We start from the raw sequence: 22,673 nt of genomic DNA on the forward strand, positions 1-22,673 counted from the left end.
TGATGGACGAACGAAGGCCCGCCCCGCATGAGCGGGGCGGGCCGACGGTCGAGATTAACCCTTGGTGATCTCGTAGTAGAGCGGCACCGAGTGCCAGTCGAAGACCACGTTCTCGACGCCCTCGGCGAAGCCGCCGTTGACGTTCGAGTACCACATCGGGATGGCGGGCAGGTCCTCGAAGAGGATCTCCTGCGCGGCCTGGAACTTCTCGATGGCCTCCTCAGGCGTGGCAGCCTGCTTGCCCTCGTCGATCAGCTTGTCGAAGGCCTTCGACGAGTAGTCGCCGTCGTTCGAGCCGGCACCGGTGTAGTAGATCGGGCCGAGGAAGTTCTCGAGCGACGGGTAGTCCGCCTGCCAGCCGGAGCGCGACGCGGCGTCGAGCGTGCGGTTGGTGACCTCGGTGCGGAGCTCGGCGAACGTCGGGAAGGGCAGGCCCACCGCGTCGATGCCAAGGTTCTGACCCACCTGGTTGAGGACCGCGTCGACCCACACGTCGTGGCCGCCGTCGGCGTTGTAGGCGATCTCGAAGGTGCCGGACCAGGGGCTGATCGCGTCAGCCTCGGCCCACAGCTCCTGCGCCTGCTCGGGGTCGTAGGTGAGGACCTCGGAGCCCGGGATGGAGTCCGACCAGCCGTTGATGACCGGCGAGGTGAAGTCCGACGCGGGGGTGCGGGTGCCCTCGAAGATCACGTCCGTGATCTGCTCGCGGTCGAAGGCCATCGAGATGGCCGCACGGCGGAGCTTGCCCTCCTCGCCCGAGAAGTGCTCGAGGCGCTCCGGGATGGTGAAGGACTGGAAGATCGCGGCCGGCTGGTTCACGGCGCGGTCGCCGAGGTCGGCCTCGTAGGACGCGAAGGCCGACGGCGGGATGCCGTCGATGACGTCCACGTTGTTGGCGAGCAGGTCGGCGTAGGCCGCGTCCTGCGTCGCGTAGAAGATGATCGACAGGCCGTCGTTGGCCGGCGTGCGCTCACCCGCGTAGTCGGGGTTGACCGCGAGGTCGATCTGCACGTCGTGCTGCCAGTCGGCGGCGTCGGCGAGCATGTAGTTGCCGTTGCCGACCGGGGCCGCACCGAAGGCCTCGGGGTCCTCGAAGAACACGTCGGGCAGCGGGTAGAAGGCGGAGTAGCCCAGCGCGAGCGGGAACTCGGCGTTCGGAGCGGCCAGCGTCACCGAGAAGGTGAGGTCGTCGATGACCTTGAGGCCGGACATCTCCGGGTTCGAGGCGCCCTCGTCCGTGTTGTAGCCGTCGAAGCCCTCGATGGGCTCGAGGAAGTAGCTGTTGAGCGCGGTCGCGGCGTTGGCCGGGTCGGCGCCCCAGTTCCACGCGTCGACGAAGTTGTGGGCCTGGACGGGGGTGCCGTCGGTGAAGGTCCAGCCGTCCTTGAGCGTGATCGTGAAGGTCTGGTTGTCCTCGGTCTCGATGGACTCCGCGACCTCGTTCTGCGTGGCACCCGTGGCGTCGTAGGACACCAGGCCCGCGAAGATCGCGTCGATGATCTTGCCGCCACCGGTCTCGTTGGTCGCCACCGGGATGAGCGGGTTCTGGGGCTCGGAACCGTTGGTCTTGATGATCATGTCGCCGGTCGCGGCACCGCCCGCCGAAGCCGACGAGTCGGTCTCGGAGCCGGTGGACGAGCAGCCGACCAGCACGAGCGCCGACGCCGAGGCGAGGGTCACACCGCCGATCACGGACTTGCTGAACTTCACTTTTCCTCCTACAGGTGCCCGCCGGACGACGGACTGGGATAGGCGTCCCTCCGGGGTGTCGGAGCGACGACTCGGATGCACGCTGATGACGTGCAACCCCAGAAGGCTAAACAGGTCGGCGTTAACGTTTTGTTTCCGAGACCAAACCTTTCGGGATTTGTGACCAAACAGTAATCACGCGTCCCACCATGCGAGACGGATGTGACCTGGATCACATGACCTACGTCCCGTTTGAGGCCGTTGAGCGGCGCTGTCGGACCCCCGTGGCACCGTTGTGATCATGGTCACGTTTCTCCTCTCGCTCCTCAGCCTGATCGTCGGAGCCGCGCTCGGCGGCCTCATCGCGACCCGGCGCACGCAGTCCGCGGCTCGTCGCGACGCCGCCCGCCTCCGCGACGAGCGCGACACGCTGCGCCAGGAGTTCAGGGCGCTCAGCGGCGAGGCTCTGCGGGCCAGCCAGGCCCAGTTCCTCGACCTCGCGCAGGAGCGGCTCAAGCGCTCCGAGCAGGAGGCAGGGGCGGCGCTGCTGCGCCGCGAGCAGGCGATCAGGGCGATGGTGGACCCGCTCGCACGGACCTTGGAGACGATGCGCGAGCAGACGTCGCAGGCCGACCGCGCCCGGGCGGCGGGTCAGGCGGCGCTGGGAGAGCAGGTGCGTCAGATGCTCGAGGCCTCCGAGCGGGTGGGGCGCAAGGCCGACGACTTCGTCAACACGCTGAGGCGCTCCGACGTGCGCGGCAACTGGGGCGAGGTGCAGCTGCGGCGCGTGGTCGAGCTCGCGGGGATGCTCCCCCACGTCGACTTCACCGAGCAGGACGTGGTGCGCGACGGCGAGGGACGCAACCTGCGCCCCGACATGACCGTGCGGCTCGCGGGCGGCCGGACCATCGTGGTCGACTCGAAGGTCGCGCTGGTGGGCCTGCTCGAGGCGTTCGAGGCGGAGGATGAGGCGGTGCGCGCGGAGCGGCTGCAGGCCCACGCTCGGCATGTGCGGCGCCACATCGACGACCTCAGCTCCAAGCGGTACTGGGACCAGTTCGCCTCGGCCCCGGAGTTCGTGGTGATGTTCGTGCCGTCGGAGGCCTTCTACCAGACCGCCGTCGAGCAGGACGCGTCGCTCCAGGAGTACGCGTACGGCAAGGGCGTGATGATCGCAACCCCCACCACGCTGGTCGCGATGCTGCGCACCGTGGCGCACGCGTGGAAGGAGGACGCGCTCGCACGTGACGCCCAGCAGGTCCTCGCACTGGGCAAGGAGCTCTACGACCGCCTGTCGACCATGGCGGGCCACCTTGCGAAGGTGGGCCGGTCGATCGACCAGGCGGGCAAGGCGTACAACGCGACGGTCGCCTCGCTCGAGTCGCGCGTGCTGGTGAGCGCCCGGAAGTTCGGGGAGATGCAGCACCTGCCCGCGGATCTGCCGGCCGTGGAGCAGGCGGAGACCGACATCAGGGTGCTCGCGGCACCCGAGCTCACCACGCCCGAGCTCAGCGCCGAGGCGTCACCCGCTTCCCCATAGGAATCCCAGACCTCGCGAAACCGTCAACCACTTCCCCATAGGAGGTGGAACGCCGGGACCGGGGTCAGGCGCGGACGGCGCGCTCGGCCTCCTTGGCCTTGAGGTCGGCGCGGATCTCACGCGGCAGGGAGAACATGAGGTCCTCGGTCGCGGTGCGGACCTCCTCGACGGTCTCGTAGCCGCGGCCTGCGAGGTAGTCGAGCACGTCGCGCACCAGGATCTCCGGCACCGAGGCGCCGGACGTGACGCCCACGGTCGTGACGCCGTCGAACCACTCCTCGCGGATCTCCGAGGCGCGATCCACGCGGTGCGACGCGGTCGCGCCGGACTGCAGCGCCACCTCGACCAGCCGCACCGAGTTCGACGAGTTCGCCGAGCCCACCACGATCACCAGGTCGCACTCGGGGGCGAGCTTCTTGACCGCCACCTGGCGGTTCTGGGTGGCGTAGCAGATGTCGTCGCTCGGCGGATCCTGCAGCGCGGGGAAGCGCTCGCGCAACCGCCGCACGGTCTCCATGGTCTCGTCGACCGACAGCGTCGTCTGCGACAGCCACACCACGTTCTCGGGGTCCGGGACCTCGAGCCCGTCGACGTCCTCGGGCGAGTTCACGACGATGGTGTGCTCGGGCGCCTCGCCGGCGGTCCCCTCGACCTCCTCGTGACCCGTGTGCCCGATCAGCAGGATGGTGCGCTCGTCGCGCGCGAAGCGGATGGCCTCCTTGTGCACCTTGGTCACCAGCGGGCACGTGGCGTCGATGGTGAGCAGGTTGCGCTGGTCGGCGGCCTCGCGCACCGCGGGCGAGACACCGTGCGCGGAGAACACCACGCGGGCGCCCTCGGGCACCTCATCGGTCTCCTCGACGAACACCGCGCCGCGCTCGCTCAGGGTCTCCACCACATACTTGTTGTGGACGATCTCCTTGCGCACGTAGATGGGCGCGCCGTGGAGCTCGAGGGCCTTCTCGACCGCGATGACCGCGCGGTCCACGCCCGCGCAATAGCCTCGCGGCGCGGCCAGCAGGACGCGCTTGGTGGTGGTGTCGGGCATGCCGTCCATCCTACGTGGCAGGCTGGTCGCCGTGACCGAGACCCCCACGCCCCACTCGCTGCCCGCGACCGCCGGCGAGACCTCGGCCGAGCGTCCATGGCCGGTGCGCCACCTCTCCCCCAAGATCGGCGAGTTCGTGTCGCGGCTGCCCACGGTGTGGGTCGAGGGGCAGGTGCTCAACGTCAAGCGCTGGCGCCACCTGGTGTTCCTCACGCTCCGCGACACGGACGAGAACATGTCGATGTCCGCGACCATCCCGGCCCGGGAGGCGGAGGCGCTCGGCGTCGATCTTGTCGACGGTACCCGCGTGGTGCTGCACGCCAAGCCCGAGTGGTGGACCCGCTCCGGATCGCTCCAGCTGGGGGGCCGCGAGATCCGCCAGGTGGGGCTCGGCGACCTGCTCGCCCGCCTCGAGGCCCTCAAGGAGGCGCTCGCGGGCGAAGGTCTGTTCGACGTCGACCGGAAGGTGCCGCTCCCGTTCATCCCGCGCGTGGTGGGCCTGGTGTGCGCGACCCAGGGCGATGCGGAGCACGACGTGGTCGAGAACGCGACGCGCCGCTGGCCGGGCGTCACGTTCACGATCCGTCGGGTGACGGTGCAGGGTCCGCGCGCGGTGCCGGAGACCACCGCGGCGATTCGCGAGCTGGATGCGATGGAGGAGGTCGACGTGATCGTGGTCGCGCGCGGCGGAGGCTCGTTCGAGGACCTGCTGCCGTTCAGCGACGAGGCGCTCGTGCGCGCCGCCGCGAACTGCGAGACGCCCCTCGTCAGCGCGATCGGCCACGAGAAGGACTCGCCCCTGCTGGACCTGGTGGCCGACTACCGGGCCTCGACGCCTACGGACGCCGGCAAGCGCATCGTCCCCGATGCGGCCGCGGAGACGCAGGGCATCGCCCGCTCCCGCGCGGCCATGGCCGGCGCCGTCGAACGGCTGGTCGCGCGCGAGTCCGCGGGACTCTCCGCCATGAGGTCGCGGCCCGTCCTGGCACTCCCGCAGGCCATGCTCGCGCCCTACGCGGACGCCGTGGCGCGGCTGCGGGCCGGGTCGACGGCGGCGATGACCTGGCGCGTGGACCGCGCCGAAGCCGCGACCCGCGAGCTGACGGCCTCGCTGCGCGCGCTGAGCCCGCTCAGCACCCTCGAGCGCGGCTTCGCGGTGGTGCGGGATGCCTCCGGCGCCGTGGTCCGCGACGCGGCACAGGTCCGGAAGGGCGACGTCCTGCGGCTCAGGCTCGCCCGCGGCGAGGTCGAGGCGACCGCGCGCGGCTGACCCGCGTGCGCCCCGGCCCCTGGACACTCCGAACGGATCTCGCCACGACACGCGGTCGCGAAGGCCCCTCAACCCCGCGACACGCGTGCAGACCCGGACGAGCTCCGTTCGGAGTGTCCGGGGGAGCTCAGCGCTTGGCGCCCAGCAGCACGTCCAGCGCGTCCGCGCGAGCGGCGGACGTGGTGGGCGCCGGCGCCTCGCGGCGCGCCGGCCCGGCCTCGACGGTCGCGAACGTGGGCACCACCAGCTCGGGCACCGCGGGAGCGACCTCCGGGGCGGCGGTCGCGGGCACCCACGTGCCCGCCTTCACCGCCGCCGCGCGGGCGCGCGCGGCCTTCGCGTACTCCTTGTGGAGGTGGCGGCCGAGCTTCGCGATGAGCGACTCGGGAACGGCCGGGTTGTCGATCAGCGCGTAGACCACGTCGACGTTCTTGTCCTTGGCGAGGTCCTCGCGCAGCTCGATGGGGATCGACTCGCGGCGGTTGCGGGCGAGCGCGATGCGGACGTCGGCGGACGCGTCCTCGGCGAGTCGCAGGAGCGTCATGAGCGGCGTGCCGGCGTGCTCGGCCACCGCCGCGCGGACCTTCACCTCGGGCGACCGGGACAGCGTCGCCAGCTCCCCGTCCGTGATGCCCGCCGTGATCATCTGCTGCGCGCTCTTGCGTGCGGTCTGGGGTGCGCTGGTGCTGTCGCTGAACATGTCCACCTCATCGTGTCGTCCGGGTCGTGCCTCATGGGAGGGGTCAGGCACCCCGTTATGACGCTGTTCTCGGCAGAACGGGCACGGGGCTTGAGCGCGCCGCGGGTACGGTAGCCGTCATGAGCGATGCCGCACCCCTCGATGCCCCGGTGGAGTCCCTCACCTACGAGGACGCCCGCGACCAGCTCATCGCGATCGTCGCGAGGCTCGAGGCGGGCAGCGCGACGCTCGACGAGTCGCTAGGCCTGTGGGAGCGCGGCGAGGCCCTCGCCGCCCGCTGCCAGGCGCTGCTCGACGGGGCCCGCGAGCGCATCGACGCCGCGCAGGGCGACGGTGACGCCATCGACGCGGCCGAGGAGCTCGACGCATGACCGGCCACGTCCTCGTGGTCGGCGAGACCCTGGTCGACGTGGTCATGGGCCCCGACGGCACGGCGGCCCACCCGGGCGGCTCGCCCGCCAACGTGGCCCTGGGCCTGGCGCGGCTCGGGCGCTCGGTCGACCTCCTCACCCGCCTGGGTCAGGACGCGAACGGCGCGCTGTGCGCCGAGCACCTGCAGGCCAGCGGCGTGCAGATCGTTCCCGGCTCCGCCGGCGCGCACGCGACCTCGGTGGCCACCGCGACGCTCGACGCGAGCGGCGCCGCCACCTACGACTTCGACATCGCGTGGGACGTCTCGACGAGCGCGCGCCTGCGCAACGCCCCGCTCGCCGTGCACACCGGCTCGATCGCCGCCGTGATGGAGCCCGGCGCGGCCACCGTCCACAAGATCGTGAGCGCGCTGCGCTACACCTCCACCGTCACGTACGACCCGAACGTGCGACCCTCCCTCATGGGGTCCCCCGACGAGGCACGTCCCGCGATCGCCCGCATGGTCGCCCTCGCGGACGTGGTGAAGGCATCCGACGAGGACCTCGCGTGGCTCTTCCCGGACAGCACGGCGGACGATGCGGCGCGCGAGTGGTCGCACGCGGGTCCCGCCATGGTGGTGGTCACCCGGGGCGGCGACGGCGCGACGGCGTTCCTGCACGACGGCCGCGAGATCACCGTCAAGGCGCCCGCAGTCGAGGTCGCCGACACCGTGGGTGCGGGCGACTCGTTCATGGGCGGGCTCATCGACGGCCTGTGGGAGGCGGGCCTGCTGGGCCGCGACCGCCGCGCCGCGCTCCGTGCGATCGACGACGCCGAGGTGGGCCTCATCCTCCGCCGCTGCACCCGGATCGCCGCGATCACCGTATCCCGGGCCGGCGCGAACCCGCCCACGCGTGAGGAGCTCGACGCGGACTGAACGTCCGCGCGGACGCGACCGCCGCATCGTCCCGCGGCAATCGTGTGCGATGTCGCACGCGAGGGACGAAGGGCCCGTCGGGGCGTGCCAGACTGGGCGCCATGACAACGGAGTTCCGCATCGAGCACGACACCATGGGCGAGGTCCGCGTCCCCGCCGACGCCCTCTACCGCGCGCAGACCCAGCGCGCCGTCGAGAACTTCCCCATCTCGGGCATCACGCTCGAGCGGCGCCACATCGAGGCGCTCGCCCGCGTGAAGAAGGCCGCGGCCCGCGCGAACGCGGAGCTCGGGGTGCTCGAGCAGGACATCGCCGACGCGATCGTCGCCGCCGCGGACCAGGTGGCGGGCGGCACGCACGACTCCCACTTCCCCGTCGATGTGTTCCAGACCGGGTCCGGCACGTCCTCGAACATGAACACGAACGAGGTCATCGCGACGCTGGCGACGCGGGCGCTCGGCCGCGAGGTGCACCCCAACGACCACGTCAACGCCTCGCAGTCGTCGAACGACGTGTTCCCCACGTCGGTGCACGTCGCCGCAACGTCCTCCCTGGTGGGCGACCTGATCCCGGCGCTCGAGCACCTGGCGGTCGCGCTCCAGGCGAAGGCGGAGGAGTTCGCGGACGTCTACAAGTCGGGCCGCACGCACCTCATGGACGCGACGCCGGTGACGCTGGGCCAGGAGTTCTCGGGCTACGCCGCCGCCGTCCGCTACGGCGTCGAGCGCCTGCTGGTCGCGCTGCCCCGCGTCGCGGAGGTCCCGCTCGGCGGCACCGCGGTGGGCACCGGCATCAACACGCCCGCGGGCTTCCCGCAGCGCGTCATCGCGCTGCTCGCGGAGGACACCGGGCTGCCCATCACCGAGGCGCGCAACCACTTCGAGGCGCAGTCCGCACGCGACGGCCTGGTCGAGGTCTCCGGTGCGCTGCGCACCATCGCGGTGTCGCTCACCAAGATCTGCAACGACCTGCGCTGGATGGGCTCCGGCCCCAACACCGGCCTGGGCGAGATCGCGCTGCCCGACCTCCAGCCGGGCTCCTCGATCATGCCCGGCAAGGTCAACCCCGTGGTCCCCGAGGCCGTCCTCATGGTCTGCGCCCGGGTGGTCGGGAACGATGCGACGGTCGCCTGGGCCGGCGCGTCCGGGGCCTTCGAGCTCAACGTGCAGATCCCGGTGATGGCGCTCGGTGTCCTCGAGTCCACCCGCCTGCTCGCGAACGCGTCGCGCGTGCTGGCCGACCGGACCGTCTCCGGGATCGTCGCGAACGTGGAGCGCGCGCGCTTCCTCGCCGAGGCCTCGCCGTCGATCGTCACGCCCCTCAACCGGGTCATCGGCTACGAGAACGCCGCCGCGATCGCGAAGCACGCCGTGAAGAAGGGCCTGACGGTGCGCGAGGCGACCGTCGACCTCGGCTTCGTGGAGCGCGGCGAGATCACGGAGGAGCAGCTCGACGCGCTGCTCGACGTCACCACGATGGTCGGGCGCTGAGAGCGGCGCTGTCGGCGGCGAGGATCCGCCGCTGACCGGTTGGCGGGCCATCGCGTAGAATTCTGGCGTTCACGATCGCACCGCCGCGGGCAGGCGGGCGCGGGAACAGCGTCCGGCCACCCGGGGTTCCCCTCCCTGGAGGTGTCCTCATGTCACGCACCCGAGTCCTCATCCTTGGTGGAGGCTACGTAGGCCTCTACACCGCGCTCACACTGCTGCGGAAGGCACCGGACAAGGTCGACATCACCGTGCTCGACCGTCGCCCGTACATGACGTACGCGCCGTTCCTGCCCGAGGTGGGCGCCGGATCGATCGAGCCGCGTCACGCCGTGGTGCCGCTGCGCCGCGAGCTCGACGGCGCACGCATCCTCCAGGGCAAGGTCGAGCGGATCGACCACGCGAGCCGCACCGTCGAGGCGACCACGGACCTGGGCGAGGTGTTCGCGGTCGAGTACGACGAGATCGTGATCGCGCTCGGCGCGGTGTCCCGCACCCTGCCCGTCCCGGGCCTCGCCGAGTTCGGCATCGGATTCAAGTACGTCGAGGAGGCGATCAGCCTGCGCAACCGCGTGCTGGGCCGCATCGCCCGCGCCGCGACCACCGAGGACGAGGACCTGCGCCGCAAGCTGCTCACGTTCGTGTTCGTGGGCGGCGGCTTCGCCGGCGTCGAGGCGTTCGCGGAGACCGAGGACATGGCCAAGGCGGCGCTGCGCTACTACCCCGAGCTGTCGCGCGACGACCTCAACTTCGTCATGGTCGAGGCGATGAACCGGATCCTCCCGGAGATGGGCCCCGACATGGGCGCGTACACGGTCGAGGAGCTCGAGCGCCGCGGCATGCGCGTGCTGCTGGAGACGCGCCTCGAGAGCTGCGTCGACGGGCACATCGTGCTGTCCAACGGCGAGGCCTTCGAGGCCGACACCCTGGTGTGGACCGCCGGGGTGAAGCCCTCCCCCGTCATCCAGTCCTCCGACCTGCCGCTGGGCCCGCGCGGCCACGTCAACACCGCGGCCACGCTTCAGGTCATCGACGAGCACGGCGTACCCGTGCGCGGCGCATGGGCCGCGGGCGACTGCGCACAGGTGCCCAACCTGGTCGAGGACGAGGGCGACTGGTGCGCCCCGTCCGCGCAGCACGCGGTGCGCCAGGCCAAGCACCTGGGCCGCAACCTCGCCGCGTACCTCAACGGCGAGCCGCTCACCCAGTACAAGCACAAGCACCTGGGCGTGGTCGCGTCGCTGGGCCTCAACAAGGGCGTCGCCACCACCATGGGCTTCAAGCTGCGTGGCTGGCCTGCGTGGGTGATGCACCGCACGTACCACCTGCTCGCGATCCCGACCTTCAACCGCAAGGCGCGCGTGGCGCTCGACTGGACCACCGCGCTGCTGTTCCGCCGCGACCTGGTCTCGATGGGCCGCATCCACGAGCCGCGCCGCGCCTTCGAGGAGGCCGCGCGCAGCTAGCGCCCGGCGACCGCCAACACCCCGGGCGCTCATCCACACGGGCGACCCGCGCATCGTCCCCCTCCGGTCATCCTGGGGCGAGATCGGCGCCTGCTGGTGGATCACTGCCATATCCGTGTGGAGGAGCGTCCCCACGGCGGGCTGCCGGGGACAGCGAAGGGCCCGGGGAGATCCACCCTCCCCGGGCCCTTCTGTTCGTCCTCGGCGACCGTCCCAGTGCCGCGAGCACGTCTCTAGGCCGCGGCGACCTCGCGGCACAGCTCCTCGACCAGGCAGGCGGCCTGCGCGTCGCGCGCGGCGGCCTCGACGCCGTCCTCGTCGAGCTCGGGCGACATCACCTGGACCACGCTCACGTCGAGCAGCAGGTCCTCGCGCACCACGGCGTGGGCCGCGTCGGGCCAGGCGGCGCGCTGCTGCAGCGTCTCCGCGGTCTCCCGCGCGCTCAGCCGCGTCGCGAAGTAGCGGACGCCGTCGAGGGTGAGCATCCCGCCCTCGTACCGGGCGCCCTCGAACGCGACCGAGTCGACCTGCGGCTCGCAGCCGTCGACCCACGCGGCCATGAGGCGACGGAAGCCGTCGATGCACATCGCGCCGTCCGGGTGCTCGCCGATCACCACGTCGGACCCGTGCGACGTTCCGAGGCGGACCTGGGCCTGCGGGGCGGCCGCGGCGATCGCGGCGACGTCGGTGAGGGCCTCGCGGGTGAGCGTCATGCGGCGGCTCCAGACGGCATCGTGGGCGGCCCTGCGCCGCCCGGTGCGCCCACTGTAGACGGACCGCGGCGATTAACGCAACATTGAAGTTGCGTTATCTCCCGCTCGCCGGAGATTCGCTGCGCACGGTCTGAGCGGCGACACGCCGCCGCCCGGAGACGATGCGCGGGTCGCCCCTGCGTGTCGGCCGTCAGACCGTGCTGAGCGAACTCGCGCGGGGTTCAGCAGGAGGCCACCGTCGGCTTGGCGGCCCGGCCAAGGCAGCAGTCCGTGGGGCACACGTCCTGCCAGGGGCCCAGCTCCGTGAGCGCCTCGCGGGCGCGCGGCTTGTCCCCCGCGGCGGCGACGTGGCGCTCCTCCACCAGGTCGATGAGTCCCGCGACGAACGCCGGGTCCACGCCCACGGTCGGCACGCGCACGGGCACGATCCCGCGCCCCTCGCACGTCTCCACGGCCTCGTTGTCGAGGTCCCACGCGACCTCCATGTGATCGGACACGAACCCGATGGGCGAGATCACCAGGCCCTTCACGGACTCCGGCAGCGCCTCGATCGCGTCGTTGATGTCGGGCTCGAGCCACGGGATCTCCGGCGAGCCGGAGCGGGACTGGAACACCAGGGACCACGGCACGTCGGGGAACTCGTCGGCGACGCGGTCCATCACCAGCGCGGACACGGCCCGCTGCTGCTCGACGTACCAGCCCCCGCCGGCGTACCACTCGTTCGCGCCGCCGGTGGCGACCTCCGCGCCCGAGGGGAGGGCCTCGCGCGGGCCGGACACGTCAGCGGCAGCGGTGGGGATCGAGTGCGTCGCGAACATCACCTGCGCGCCGTCGAGCAGGCCCTGCTCGCGCAGCGAGCGGAGCCCGCCCCGGACGGCGTCGATGTTGGGGTTCACGAAGCCGGGGTGGTCGAAGTACTGGCGCACCTTGTCGAGCACGATCTCGCCCTCGAGGCCCGTCTCCGCGAGCGCGGTCGCGAGGTCCTCGCGGTAGGCGCGGCAGCCGGAGTAGCTCGAGAACGCGGTGGTCACCAGGACCAGCACCTTGCGGTGACCGTCGGCGTGCAGCTCCCGCAGCGCGTCCGCGAAGTAGGGCGCCCAGAAGCGGTTGCCCCAGTAGACCGGCAGGCCGAGGCCGCGCGACGCGATCTCCGCCTCGAGCGCCGCCTTGAGGTCGCGGTTCTGCTGGTTGATGGGGCTGATGCCGCCGAAGTGCCGGTAGTGGTGCGACACCTCCTCGAGGCGCTCGTCGGGGATGCCGCGGCCGCGGGTGACGTTGCGCAGGTACGGGATGACGTCGTCCTGACCCTCGGGGCCGCCGAAGCCGGCGAGCAGGATCGCGTCGTAGGTGGTCGCGTCGAGCACGCGGGACGATGCGGCGAGCGGCTGGGGGGACGATGCGGCGGTCACGATGCGAGCACCTCCACGGCCTCCGCGGTGGTCACGCGGCGGCCGGTGTAGAACGGCAGCTCCTCGCGCACGTGGCGGCGGGCCTCGGTGTAGCGGAGCTCGCGCATCATGTCGACCAGGTCGGTGACCTCGTCGGCCTCCATGGGCAGCAGCCACTCGTAGTCGCCCAGCGCGAACGCGGCGACGGTGTTGGCGACGACGCCCTTGAACGCGGCGCCCTTGATGCCGTGGTCGCGCAGCATGACGGAGCGCTCCTCCTCGGGCAGCAGGTACCACTCGTATGAGCGCACGAACGGGTACACGGTGAGCCAGTTGCGGGGACGCTCACCGCGCAGGAAGCCGGGCACGTGGCGCTTGTTGAACTCCGCGTCACGGTGCACGCCGGCCGCGGACCAGGTGAGCTGGGTCTCGGCGAGGAGCTCGGTCGCGCGCAGCTCGCGCAGCGCGAGCTGGAGGTCCTCGAGCACGGGGCCGTGCAGCCACAGCATCACGGTGCCGTCGGCGCGCAGGCCCGACACGTCGTAGATGCCGCGCAGCGTGACGTCGTGCTCCGCCATCTCGGCGACGGCGGCATCGAAGTGCTCGACCACGTCCGCGAGCTCCTCGTCGGGTGCGTGGAGCATGCCGTCGAGCACGGCGAACAGGGTGAAGCCAGAGGGGTTCTCGGTCATGGGACCCATCTTCCGATGGATCGACCCGCCTTGGGAAATCGCTGGGACCTAGGTCCCGGGCGTCTCCGCCCCCACGATCGCGGCCAGCCCGCTGAGCCCCGCGGCGACCCCGACGAGCTCCAGCCCGGGCAGGGGCCGCGCGTCGCTCACCCGAGCCGGGGACGCGTCGGGCCACTCCACCAGCGCGGACGCCACCACCCGGTCGGCGGGCAGGTCGACGCCGAGCAGCCTGTTCGCGTCGGGCAGCGCGTGCGCGAGCAGGTCCTCGCGCGGGTCGCGGATGGCGTAGGACAACCGCACCACGTGGCGGCCCCGCGCGGCGTCGCGTACCCAGCGCCACTTCGCGGTCGCGTGCGTGAGGGCCTTGGCGCGCGTCACGCCGTCGAGCGCGAGCACGCCCGTGCCGCGCGGCGAGGCGTCCAGCTCGGGCGCGTCGAGCACCACCGTCGCGAGCGCGACGCGGCGCTCCTCCGGCGGATGGGGCAGGTCCGGGACCAGGCGGTGAGCCGCGGGCCGGGGCACCGCGAGCACCAGGGTGTCGGCCACCAGGGTTCCGCCGCCCGCGCGCACGCGCCACGCGCCGTCGATCCGCTCGACGGACTCGGCGGCCGTGCCGCGCACCAGGCGCACCCCGGCCTCGCGCGCGGATTCCGCGAGCGCGTCGGTGATCCGCCAGATGCCGCCTCGCAGCCCCATCACCGAGGCGCCGGCGGGCGCGAGGCGCCTCCGACGCGACGCGAGCTCGAGCAGGCTTCCGGCATCCCGCAGCTGCTGCGGCAGCGTCGGGTCGATCGCGGCGAGCGCGAGCTCGTCGAGGGGGCGCGAGTACACGCCCTGCAGCACGGGAGCCACCAGCAGGTCGGCGACCGGGTCGCCCAGGCGTGCCCGGACGAGGCCCCCGACCGTGGCATCGTCCCTCACCTCGCCGAGCGGCCGCGAGCGCTCGAGCGCCGCCTCCGCCGCGGCGCCCCAGCCGATGATCCGGCGGACGTCGTGCAGCAGCGGCCGCGTGGGGATGCCGAGCCAGCCCGTGGTGGGCAGCGGGTAGGCGCGGTCGGGCGTCACCACCCACGCGGGCGCGCGGGTGGGCGCGACCAGGTCCTCGCCGAGGCCCAGCTCGCGCGCGAGCGCCTCGACGGCGGGCGTGCGGGTCGCGAAGGACTCGGCACCCGCGTCGAGGGTGAGCCCCGCGAGAGCGAGAGGGCTGACGCGTCCGCCCCAGCCGTCGCCCGATTCGAGCAGCGTGACCACGGCGCCGGCCCGCGCGTGGCGGCGCGCCGCGAGCAGGCCGGAGACCCCGCCGCCGACGACGAGGACGCGCTCAGCCACGCGAGTGCACGAGGTCGACCACCCGCTGGAGCTGGTCGGGGTCCGTCTCCGGGGGCACGCCGTGGCCCAGGTTGACCACGTGGCCGGGTGCCTCGGCACCACGCGCGAGCACGTCGAGCACGTGGGCCTCGAGCGCGTCGACGGGCGCGGACAGTCGCGCGGGGTCGATGTTGCCCTGGAGCGGGAGGGCGCCGTCGAGCAGGCGCGACGCCTGGTCGAGCGGCATCCGGTAGTCGACGCCCATCGCCGTGGCGCCTACCTCGGACATGGGCCGCAGCAGGTGCGAGCCGTGCGCGGCGAAGTGGATGCGCGGCACCGGGAGGTCCGCGACGGCGGCGAACGCGGCACCGGAGCCGGGCGCGCAGAACTCGACGTAGTCCGCCGGCGCCAGCGAGCCGGCCCACGAGTCGAACAGCTGCACCGCGGAGGCGCCCGCGAGCACCTGGGCCCGCAGGAACAGGCCGGCGGCGCGCGACGTCCAGTCGGCGAGAGCGTGCCACACGTCCGGCGCCTCGACCATGAGGCGTCGCGCGGCCAGGTGGTCGCGCGACGGGCGACCCTCGACCATGTAGGCAGCCAGGGTGAAGGGGGCGCCGGCGAACCCGATGAGCGGCGTGCCGCCGAGCTCCGCGACCGTCAGCCGCACGGCCTCGCGGATGGGCTCGAGCCCGGCGTCGAACGCGCCGCCGTCGCCGGCCTCGCCGAGCGCGGGAAGCGCCGCGATGTCGGCCATGGAGCGGATGGGCCGGTCGAACACGGGCCCCACGCCGGGCGCGATCTCGACGCCCACGCCCGCGACCTTCATGGGCACCACGATGTCGGAGAAGAAGATGCCCGCGTCCACGCCGTAGCGGCGGACGGGCTGCAGCGTGATCTCCGCCGCGAGCGCCGGCGTGAGGCAGGACTCGAGCATGGTGGTGCCGCGACGCGCCTCGAGGTACTCCGGCAGCGAGCGGCCCGCCTGCCGCATGAACCACACGGGACGATGCGCGGGCCGGGTGCCGTTCAGGGCGGCGAGGAGGGGGGCGTCGGCGAGGCGGCCGTCGACGAGCGGATGCGAGGCGGGAAGGGCGGACACGGCCTCAATTCTGCCCCCTCGCGCGGCCGTGTCAGAATTGTGACCGTGTCCTTGATGTCCCTCGTCGCCTCGCACCGCAACCGTGACCTCGCCGTGCTCGAGCAGCTCCAGGTCGGAGCCGACGCGCTCGCCGCGGAGCTCATCGCCGCGGGCGGCGCCGTCACCGGCGCCGTGGTCCTGCCCACGTGCAACCGCTTCGAGGTCTACGTCGACACGGACGACCCGCAGGCGGCACGCCGCGAGGTGGTCGAGGCGATCGCCCGCGCGAGCGCGCTCGACCCCGCCACCGTCGAGGGCTCGATGTCGCCGTTCGAGGACGACGACACGATCCACCACCTGCTGTCGGTGACCTCGGGCCTCGAGTCCATGGTCGTGGGCGAGCGCGAGATCTCCGGCCAGGTCCGCCGCGCCCACCTGGAGGCGCAGCGCCGCCACCAGCTCACCCCGCGCCTGGACCGCCTGTTCCAGTCCGCGCTGCGCACGTCGCGCGTGGTCGCCTCGTCGACCGGGCTGGGCACGTCCGGCCGCTCGGTCGTGTCGGTCGCGCTCGACCTCGCGGACGCGACAGTCGGCTGGGACGGCGCCCGGGTCCTGATCATCGGCACCGGAGCCCTCGCCGAGACGGCCGTCGGCACCCTGCACGGGCGCGGCGCGAACGTGGCGTCGGTCTTCTCTCCCTCGGGACGTGCCGCCGAGTTCGCGCGCCGCCACGGCATCGACGCGGTCGACCTCGACGGCCTCGAGCTCGCGGTCCGCGAGGCCGACGTGGTTTTCGCCTGCTCCGGCGGCGAGTCGGTGGTCCTCACCCCGGCGCTGGTTGCGCACGCGCGCCACGGCCTGGACGCACCCCTCACCCTGATCGACCTGGCCCTGCATCGCGACATCGCCCCCGGCGTGGGCGACCTGCGCGGCGTCACCGTGATCGGCCTCGACGACGTGGGCGCCCGCGCCCCCGGCGAGGCGGTGGGCGCGATCGAGGCCGCCCGCGCGATCGTCGCGCACGCGGTCGCACGCTTCGGCGACGGCGAGAGCGCCCGCACGCTCGACCCCGCGGTCGTCGCACTGCGCGAGCACGTCTTCGGCCTGCTCGAGCGCGAGGTCGCGCGCGTGCGCCCGGGCGCCGGCGCGCCGCAGGACGCCATCGACCGCGCCGACGAGGTCGAGCAGGCGCTGCGCCGCTTCGCCAAGACGCTGCTCCACACCCCGACCGTGCGGGCGCGCGAGCACGCGCAGGCGGGCGAGGCCACGCAGTACCTCGAGGCCATCCGCGCGCTGTACGGGATCGACGTCGCCGTGCCCGACGACGCCTGCCCCGCTCCCCAGATCGACGCCGAGGCGGCGCACGAGGACTGACCGGCCTCATTTAGCACACGCGCGCGTTTCCTAAACGCGCGCGGATCGGCTAGGTTAGGCGGGCCTTACCAGCGCGCCTCAGGGCGCCGTCCCGCCCGGAGAGTCGAATGAGCAAGCGCGCCGCGATCGCCGGCCTCTGCCTGCTCGTGCTCGTCGGCGCGATCGCGCTGTCGCTCGCGATCGGCGCGCGATCGATCGACCTCGAGACGGTGTGGCACGCGCTCACCGCCTTCGACCCGTCGGACAAGGATCAGCTGATCGTCCGGACCACGCGCGTGTCGCGGACCGTCATCGGCGTGCTCGCGGGCGCCGCGCTCGGCGTCGCCGGCGCGCTCATGCAGTCGCTCACGCGCAACCCGTTCGCCGACCCGGGCCTGCTCGGCATCAACGCCGGAGCGTCGCTCGCGGTGGTCATCGCGCTGTCCACGGGTCTCGCGACCGGCTTCGCCGCGCAGGTGCCGGTCGCGTTCGTGGGCGCCGGCCTGGCCGCGATCCTCGTCTACGCGATCGGCGCGCGCGGCGCGGCCGCGGGCGCCCCCGTGCGCCTCGCGCTCGCCGGCGTTGCGCTCACCGCGCTCCTCACGTCGATCACGTACGCGGTGCTCATGGTGAACGAGTCGACGCTCGACCAGTACCGCATGTGGGTGGCGGGCTCCCTCACGGGCCGCCAGGCGGAGGATGTCCTGCCGCTGATCCCGATCGTCCTCGTCGCGATCCTCGCCGCCCTGATCGCCTCCCGTCAGCTCGAGGCGGTCGCGCTCGGCGAGGACGCCGCCCGCGCCCTGGGCGTCAACATCGCCGCGATCCGCACCGTCATCATCGTGCTCGTCACGCTGCTCGCGGCCGCCGCGACCGCCGCCGCCGGACCGATCGTGTTCGTCGGCCTCGCCGTCCCGCACCTCGCCCGCGCGCTCATCGGCGCCTCGCTGCCGTGGCTCGTCGTGGTGAGCGCGTTCGGCGGCGCCGCGCTCGTGCTGCTGTGCGACGTGGTCGGGCGCGTGGTCGCACCCCCCGGCGAGATCGGCGTGGGCATCACCACCGCCTTCATCGGCGGCATCATCTTCGCGCTCATGGCCCGCCGCATGAAGGTGGTGGAGCTGTGAGGATCCTCCGGATCGGCCCGCTCGGCATCTCGACGCACCGCCGCACCTTCGCGGTCGGGCTGGTCCTGCTGGCGGCGCTCGCCGCGCTGCTGGTCTTCGCACTCATGCAGGGTCAGTCGGACATCTCGATCCTCGACTCGATCAGGGCCGCGGTCGGGATCTCCGTCGGGCCGCCGGCGGACTTCATCGTCGGCCAGGTGCGCGCGCCGCGCGCGCTCACGGCGGTCCTCGTGGGCGCCATGCTCGGCGTCTCCGGCGCCATCCTGCAGTCGCTCACCCGCAACCCGCTCGCCTCGCCCGACTTCATCGGCATCAGCATGGGCGCGGGCGCCGGCGCCGTCATGACCATCTGGCTCATCGGCGCGACCTCGCTGTGGGTCACCGCGGCGGGCGCGATCGTGGGTGCCCTGGCCACCGCGGCCCTCATCCTCGCGCTGTCCTGGCGGCGAGGCATCGTCCCGCTGCGCCTCATCCTCGCCGGAATCGGCATCGGCTTCGTCGCGCAGTCCCTGTCCCAGTACGCGCTCACCCGCATGGACGTCCACGACGCGGGCAACGCGCTCGGCTGGCTCGTGGGCTCCGTCACCGGTCGCACGTGGACGCACGTCACCGTGTGCGCGGTCATCCTGGCGGCCCTGCTGCCGGTGGTGCTGTGGCACGCCCGTGCGCTCCGCACCATGGAGATGGGGGACGATGCGGCGCGCGCCTTGGGCGTCCGCGTCGGCCTCTCGCGGAGCATCCTCGCGGTGTGCTCGGTCCTGCTCGCGGCGGGCGCCGTCGCGGTGACCGGCCCCATCGGGTTCATCGCGCTCGTCGCTCCGGCGATCGCCCTGCGGCTCACGCGCAACGCGGGCGTCACGCTGCTGCCCTCCGCCCTCATGGGCGCGCTGCTGCTCCTGGCCGCGGACCAGGTGGCGCAGGCGATGCCCGCCACCCTCCAGCTGCCCGTCGGCGTCTTCACGGCCGCCGTGGGCGCCCCCTACCTGATGTGGCTCGTGTGGCGAGCCTCGCGAGGAGGTCCGTCATGACCCGTCTCGAGACCCGCGGCGCCGTGATCGGCTACGGCGACACCACCATCGTCCACGGCGTGGACGTCGCGGTGCCCGACGGGAGGATCACCGCGATCGTCGGCCCGAACGGCTGCGGCAAGTCCACCCTGCTGCGCGCGCTGGTGCGCCTCCTGTCCCCGTCGCAGGGCACCGTGCTGCTCGACGGCGAGGACATCCACCGCATCCCTACCCGCGAGGTCGCGCGCCGCGTGGGCCTGCTCCCCCAGTCCCCGATCGCGCCCGCGGGCATCACGGTGAAGGAGCTGGTCGCGCGCGGCCGCACGCCCCACCAGAAGGTGCTGCGCCCGTGGAGCGCCGCCGACGAGATGGCGGTGACCTCCGCGCTGCACTCGACCGCGCTCACCAGCATCCAGGACGCCGTGGTCGACGAGCTCTCGGGCGGCCAGCGCCAGCGCGCCTGGATCGCGATGACGCTCGCGCAGGACACCCCGCTGATGATCCTCGACGAGCCCACCACCTACCTCGACATCGCGCACCAGTACGACGTGATGGACCTGCTCCACCACCTCAACGTGCGCCAGGGCCGGACCATCATCATGGTGGTCCACGACCTTCACCAGGCGGCGCGCTACGCCCACCACGTCATCGCCATGCGCGACGGCGTGGTCGCGGCGGCCGGCGACCCGCGCGAGGTGTTCACCGAGGACCTCATCCGCGAGGTGTTCGCGCTCGAGGCCCGCGTGATCCCCGACCCCGTCACCGGCACCCCGATGGTGGTGCCCGCCCACGGGCCGGGCGGCGCGCGCTGAACCCGCGCATCGTCCCGGCCCTCCCCCAGACGTCCCACGCCTACCCGGCACCCGACCCCGAAAGGAACACGATGCTCACCACCACCACGAGGCGCCGCGCCGGCGCCATCGGCATGACCGCCGTCGCCGCCCTCACCCTCGCCGCCTGCGCCACCGCGGGATCCGACGAGGCTCCCAGCGAGTCCGCCAGCGCGGCCCCGGCCGAGGAGACCGCCGCGGCGTTCCCCGTCACGCTCGACACCGTCATGGGCGAGGTCACCGTCGAGTCCGAGCCCCAGCGCGTCGTCACGCTCGGCTCGCACGAGCACGAGTACCTGTACGCCCTCGGCGTCGCGCCCGTCGCCGTGCCCGTGAGCTGGCAGGGCTACGAGAACGGCACGGGCCCGTGGGCCGACGAGGACCGGATCGCGGCGGGCGCGGAGCCCGAGCTGTTCGAACCCGGCACCACCACGTACGACGCGGAGCTCATCGCGTCCTTCGAGCCCGACCTCATCGTCGCGACGTACCCGAACCACACGATGACGCAGGAGGAGTACGACCTCCTCTCGGGCATCGCGCCCGTGGTCACCCGTCCGGCCACCGGCTCCGACGGCGTCGAGACCGTCGAGTGGGGCGTCTCGCTCGCGGACGAGCTCACGCTGCTCGCCGAGGCGACCGGCACCACCGACGAGGCCGAGGCGATCATCGAGGAGATCGACGCCGCGTACGCCGAGGTCCGCGACGCCCACCCCGAGTGGGAGGGCAAGACGTCGCAGGTGGGCGGCTACTACGAGGGCCAGGCGTTCGTGTACGCCGCGTCGGACACCCGCAATCAGTTCCTCGCGAACGTGGGCCTCGACGTCGCGTCCGTCGAGGGTACCGACGCCGCGTGGCTGCAGATCAGCTCCGAGCAGCTCGACGTGCTGAGCGACCTCGACTCGATCGTGTGGCAGGTCGCCACCACGCCCGACTCGCGCGACGAGCTCGAGAAGCTGCCGCTGTTCGACACGCTGGGACTCAACGAGAAGGGCGGCTCGATCTGGCTGACCGACCCGATCCTCGAGGGTGCGTTCTTCGCGAACTCGCCGTCCTCGGTCCTGTACTCGATCGACGCGTTCGTGCCGATGCTCGAGCAGGCGCTCGACGGCGACCCCGCCACCGAGGTCGTGGAGTTCTCCTCGGAGGGCTGACCGCCCCCGCACAGCACGATGCCCGGCTCCCCTCTCGCGAGGGGAGCCGGGCATCGTCGCGTCTGCGGCTAGAGGTCGAGCCGCTCGAGCATGTCCGTCACCAGCGCCGCCACCGCGGAGCGCTCCGAGCGCTCGAGGGTGACGTGCGCGAAGAGCGGGTGGCCCTTGAGCGCCTCGATGACCGCCGCGATGCCGTCGTGACGGCCCACGCGCAGGTTGTCGCGCTGCGCGACGTCGTGCGTGAGGACCACGCGCGAGTCCTGACCGATGCGGCTGAGCATCGTGAGGAGCACGTTGCGCTCGAGCGACTGCGCCTCGTCCACGATCACGAACGCGTCGTGGAGCGAGCGGCCGCGGATGTGCGTGAGCGGCAGCACCTCGAGCATGCCGCGCGCCATGACCTCCTCGACGACCTCGGAGCTCACCATGGCACCCAGCGTGTCGAACACGGCCTGGGCCCAGGGGTTCATCTTCTCCGCCGCGTCTCCGGGCAGGTAGCCGAGGTCCTGGCCGCCCACCGCGTACAGCGGGCGGAACACCATGATCTTCTTGTGCTGGCGGCGCTCCATCACTGCCTCGAGGCCCGCGCACAGGGCGAGGGCGCTCTTGCCGGTGCCGGCGCGGCCGCCCATGGAGACGATCCCCACGGACTCGTCGAGCAGCAGGTCGATCGCGATGCGCTGCTCCGCGGAGCGGCCGTGGATGCCGAACACCTCCTGGTCGCCGCGGACCAGGCGGACCTGGCCGTCCTCGGTCACGCGGCCGAGCGCGCTGCCGCGGCCGGCGTGGATGACCAGGCCGGTGTGCACCGGCAGGGTCGCGAGGTCCTCGCCCGCCAGGGCCGGGTCGGGAGCAGGAAGCGCCTCGTTCTCCCAGAGGGACGCCATCTGCTCGTCGGAGACCTGGATCTCGCGCATGCCGGTCCAGCCGGACTCGACCGCGAGCTCCGCGCGGTACTCCTCCGCCTCGATGCCGAGCGCCGAGGCCTTGACACGCATGGGGAGGTCCTTGGAGACCACGGTCACCGCGTGCCCCTCGGCCGCCAGGTTGGCCGCGACCGCGAGGATGCGGGTGTCGTTGTCACCCAGGCGGAAGCCCGACGGCAGCACCTCGGGGTCCGTGTGGTTGAGCTCCACGCGCAGCGTGCCGCCCGCGGGATTGACCGCGACGGCCTCGTCGAGCTTGCCGTGGCTGACGCGCAGCTCGTCGAGCATCCGCAGCGCCGAGCGCGCGAAGTAGCCGAGCTCCGGGTGATGCCGTTTCGCCTCGAGCTCCGTGATGACGACCACAGGGAGGACCACCGCGTGCTCCGCGAACCGCTTGAGCGCGCGCGGATCCGAGAGGAGGACCGAGGTGTCCAGCACGAACGTGCGGACCGCCGTGGGCACGGCGGACTCGGTTGCGGTGGTGGGGACGGTGCCAGGCGAGGTGGTCAACAGGGCTCCCAGCGTTCAGGCCGCAGGGCGCCTATCGCCCTGTCGGCGATTGGCTACGTTCGCATCCCAGCGATGCGACGGTGTTGCGTTACCACGAGGCCGACG

General features: G+C 72.6%; 20 protein-coding genes. 11 read left to right on the forward strand and 9 right to left on the reverse strand.

The window, feature by feature from the left end; translation table 11 throughout:
- Positions 1–54: 54 nt before the first annotated feature.
- Positions 55–1,710 carry a peptide ABC transporter substrate-binding protein gene (locus AOM01_RS01985; protein ID WP_062288160.1) on the reverse strand — a complete coding sequence of 552 codons (1,656 nt, stop codon included), beginning with the start codon at positions 1,708–1,710 and terminating at the stop codon, positions 55–57.
- Between the two features lie 280 nt (positions 1,711–1,990).
- On the opposite strand from AOM01_RS01985, the gene AOM01_RS01990 reads away from it, so the two are divergent.
- Positions 1,991–3,229, forward strand: a complete 1,239-nt coding sequence (locus tag AOM01_RS01990; protein WP_156155784.1) for a DNA recombination protein RmuC — start codon at positions 1,991–1,993, stop codon at positions 3,227–3,229.
- Between the two features lie 64 nt (positions 3,230–3,293).
- Here the strand turns inward: AOM01_RS01990 and AOM01_RS01995 are convergent, their stop codons facing one another.
- Positions 3,294–4,277, reverse strand: coding sequence for a 4-hydroxy-3-methylbut-2-enyl diphosphate reductase (locus tag AOM01_RS01995; RefSeq protein ID WP_228374183.1), 984 nt, complete (start codon positions 4,275–4,277; stop codon positions 3,294–3,296).
- 31 nt (positions 4,278–4,308) lie between these two features.
- Between AOM01_RS01995 and xseA the strand changes: the two genes are divergently transcribed.
- On the forward strand, positions 4,309–5,547 hold the full coding sequence (xseA, locus tag AOM01_RS02000; RefSeq protein ID WP_228374184.1) for an exodeoxyribonuclease VII large subunit: 1,239 nt from the start codon (positions 4,309–4,311) through the stop codon (positions 5,545–5,547).
- 127 nt (positions 5,548–5,674) lie between these two features.
- Here the strand turns inward: xseA and AOM01_RS02005 are convergent, their stop codons facing one another.
- Positions 5,675–6,247, reverse strand: a complete 573-nt coding sequence (locus AOM01_RS02005; RefSeq protein WP_062288168.1) for a hypothetical protein — start codon at positions 6,245–6,247, stop codon at positions 5,675–5,677.
- Positions 6,248–6,366: 119 nt separating this feature from the next.
- Here AOM01_RS02005 and AOM01_RS02010 point away from each other — a divergent pair, with 119 nt between their 5' ends.
- From AOM01_RS02010 to AOM01_RS02025, 4 genes are all read left to right on the forward strand, one after another.
- Complete coding sequence (locus tag AOM01_RS02010) at positions 6,367–6,618, forward strand: exodeoxyribonuclease VII small subunit (protein ID WP_062288171.1); 252 nt, start codon at positions 6,367–6,369, stop codon at positions 6,616–6,618.
- Positions 6,615–7,535 carry a carbohydrate kinase family protein gene (locus AOM01_RS02015; RefSeq protein WP_062288174.1) on the forward strand — a complete coding sequence of 307 codons (921 nt, stop codon included), beginning with the start codon at positions 6,615–6,617 and terminating at the stop codon, positions 7,533–7,535. The genes AOM01_RS02010 and AOM01_RS02015 overlap by 4 nt, the downstream gene beginning before the upstream one ends.
- Before the next feature lie 101 nt (positions 7,536–7,636).
- Positions 7,637–9,025, forward strand: a complete 1,389-nt coding sequence (locus tag AOM01_RS02020; RefSeq protein ID WP_062288177.1) for a class II fumarate hydratase — start codon at positions 7,637–7,639, stop codon at positions 9,023–9,025.
- 149 nt (positions 9,026–9,174) lie between these two features.
- Positions 9,175–10,488, forward strand: coding sequence for an NAD(P)/FAD-dependent oxidoreductase (locus AOM01_RS02025; RefSeq protein ID WP_062288180.1), 1,314 nt, complete (start codon positions 9,175–9,177; stop codon positions 10,486–10,488).
- Positions 10,489–10,721: 233 nt separating this feature from the next.
- On the opposite strand, the gene AOM01_RS02030 is transcribed toward AOM01_RS02025, so the two are convergent.
- The 5 genes from AOM01_RS02030 to hemE form a co-directional block, all read right to left on the reverse strand.
- Positions 10,722–11,201: a hypothetical protein gene (locus AOM01_RS02030; RefSeq protein WP_062288184.1), complete on the reverse strand. Its 480-nt coding sequence runs from the start codon at positions 11,199–11,201 to the stop codon at positions 10,722–10,724.
- A gap of 221 nt (positions 11,202–11,422) precedes the next feature.
- The gene (locus tag AOM01_RS02035) at positions 11,423–12,613 is read right to left on the reverse strand and encodes a ferrochelatase (RefSeq protein WP_156155799.1); all 1,191 of its coding nucleotides are present in this window, start codon (positions 12,611–12,613) and stop codon (positions 11,423–11,425) included.
- On the reverse strand, positions 12,607–13,281 hold the full coding sequence (hemQ, locus tag AOM01_RS02040; RefSeq protein ID WP_156155785.1) for a hydrogen peroxide-dependent heme synthase: 675 nt from the start codon (positions 13,279–13,281) through the stop codon (positions 12,607–12,609). Before hemQ ends, AOM01_RS02035 begins: the two co-directional genes overlap by 7 nt.
- A 48-nt stretch (positions 13,282–13,329) precedes the next feature.
- Complete coding sequence (locus AOM01_RS02045; protein WP_062288192.1) at positions 13,330–14,610, reverse strand: protoporphyrinogen/coproporphyrinogen oxidase; 1,281 nt, start codon at positions 14,608–14,610, stop codon at positions 13,330–13,332.
- On the reverse strand, positions 14,603–15,697 hold the full coding sequence (hemE, locus tag AOM01_RS14670; protein ID WP_062288611.1) for a uroporphyrinogen decarboxylase: 1,095 nt from the start codon (positions 15,695–15,697) through the stop codon (positions 14,603–14,605). The genes AOM01_RS02045 and hemE overlap by 8 nt, the downstream gene beginning before the upstream one ends.
- Before the next feature lie 45 nt (positions 15,698–15,742).
- Between hemE and AOM01_RS14675 the strand changes: the two genes are divergently transcribed.
- The 5 genes from AOM01_RS14675 to AOM01_RS02075 all read left to right on the forward strand — a co-directional run bounded on the left by AOM01_RS14675 (position 15,743) and on the right by AOM01_RS02075 (position 21,132).
- On the forward strand, positions 15,743–17,041 hold the full coding sequence (locus AOM01_RS14675) for a glutamyl-tRNA reductase (RefSeq protein WP_082109900.1): 1,299 nt from the start codon (positions 15,743–15,745) through the stop codon (positions 17,039–17,041).
- Between the two features lie 107 nt (positions 17,042–17,148).
- Entirely contained in the window at positions 17,149–18,144 is a 996-nt protein-coding gene (locus AOM01_RS02060; RefSeq protein WP_062288198.1) for a FecCD family ABC transporter permease, read from the forward strand.
- A complete protein-coding gene (locus AOM01_RS02065) occupies positions 18,141–19,172 on the forward strand; it encodes a FecCD family ABC transporter permease (RefSeq protein ID WP_062288200.1) in 1,032 nt (343 codons plus the stop codon). The genes AOM01_RS02060 and AOM01_RS02065 overlap by 4 nt, the downstream gene beginning before the upstream one ends.
- Positions 19,169–19,963: an ABC transporter ATP-binding protein gene (locus AOM01_RS02070; RefSeq protein ID WP_062288203.1), complete on the forward strand. Its 795-nt coding sequence runs from the start codon at positions 19,169–19,171 to the stop codon at positions 19,961–19,963. The genes AOM01_RS02065 and AOM01_RS02070 overlap by 4 nt, the downstream gene beginning before the upstream one ends.
- A 71-nt stretch (positions 19,964–20,034) precedes the next feature.
- Positions 20,035–21,132 (forward strand): ABC transporter substrate-binding protein, encoded by a 1,098-nt coding sequence (locus AOM01_RS02075; RefSeq protein WP_062288205.1) that lies wholly within the window; start codon positions 20,035–20,037, stop codon positions 21,130–21,132.
- 68 nt (positions 21,133–21,200) lie between these two features.
- On the opposite strand, the gene phoH2 is transcribed toward AOM01_RS02075, so the two are convergent.
- Complete coding sequence (gene phoH2 / locus AOM01_RS02080) at positions 21,201–22,520, reverse strand: RNA 5'-3' helicase PhoH2 (protein ID WP_062288612.1); 1,320 nt, start codon at positions 22,518–22,520, stop codon at positions 21,201–21,203.
- Between the last annotated feature and the right edge of the window lie 153 nt (positions 22,521–22,673).

The organism is Demequina phytophila, assembly GCF_000971135.1.
In the GTDB taxonomy this organism is placed as follows: Bacteria; Actinomycetota; Actinomycetes; order Actinomycetales; family Demequinaceae; genus Demequina; species Demequina phytophila.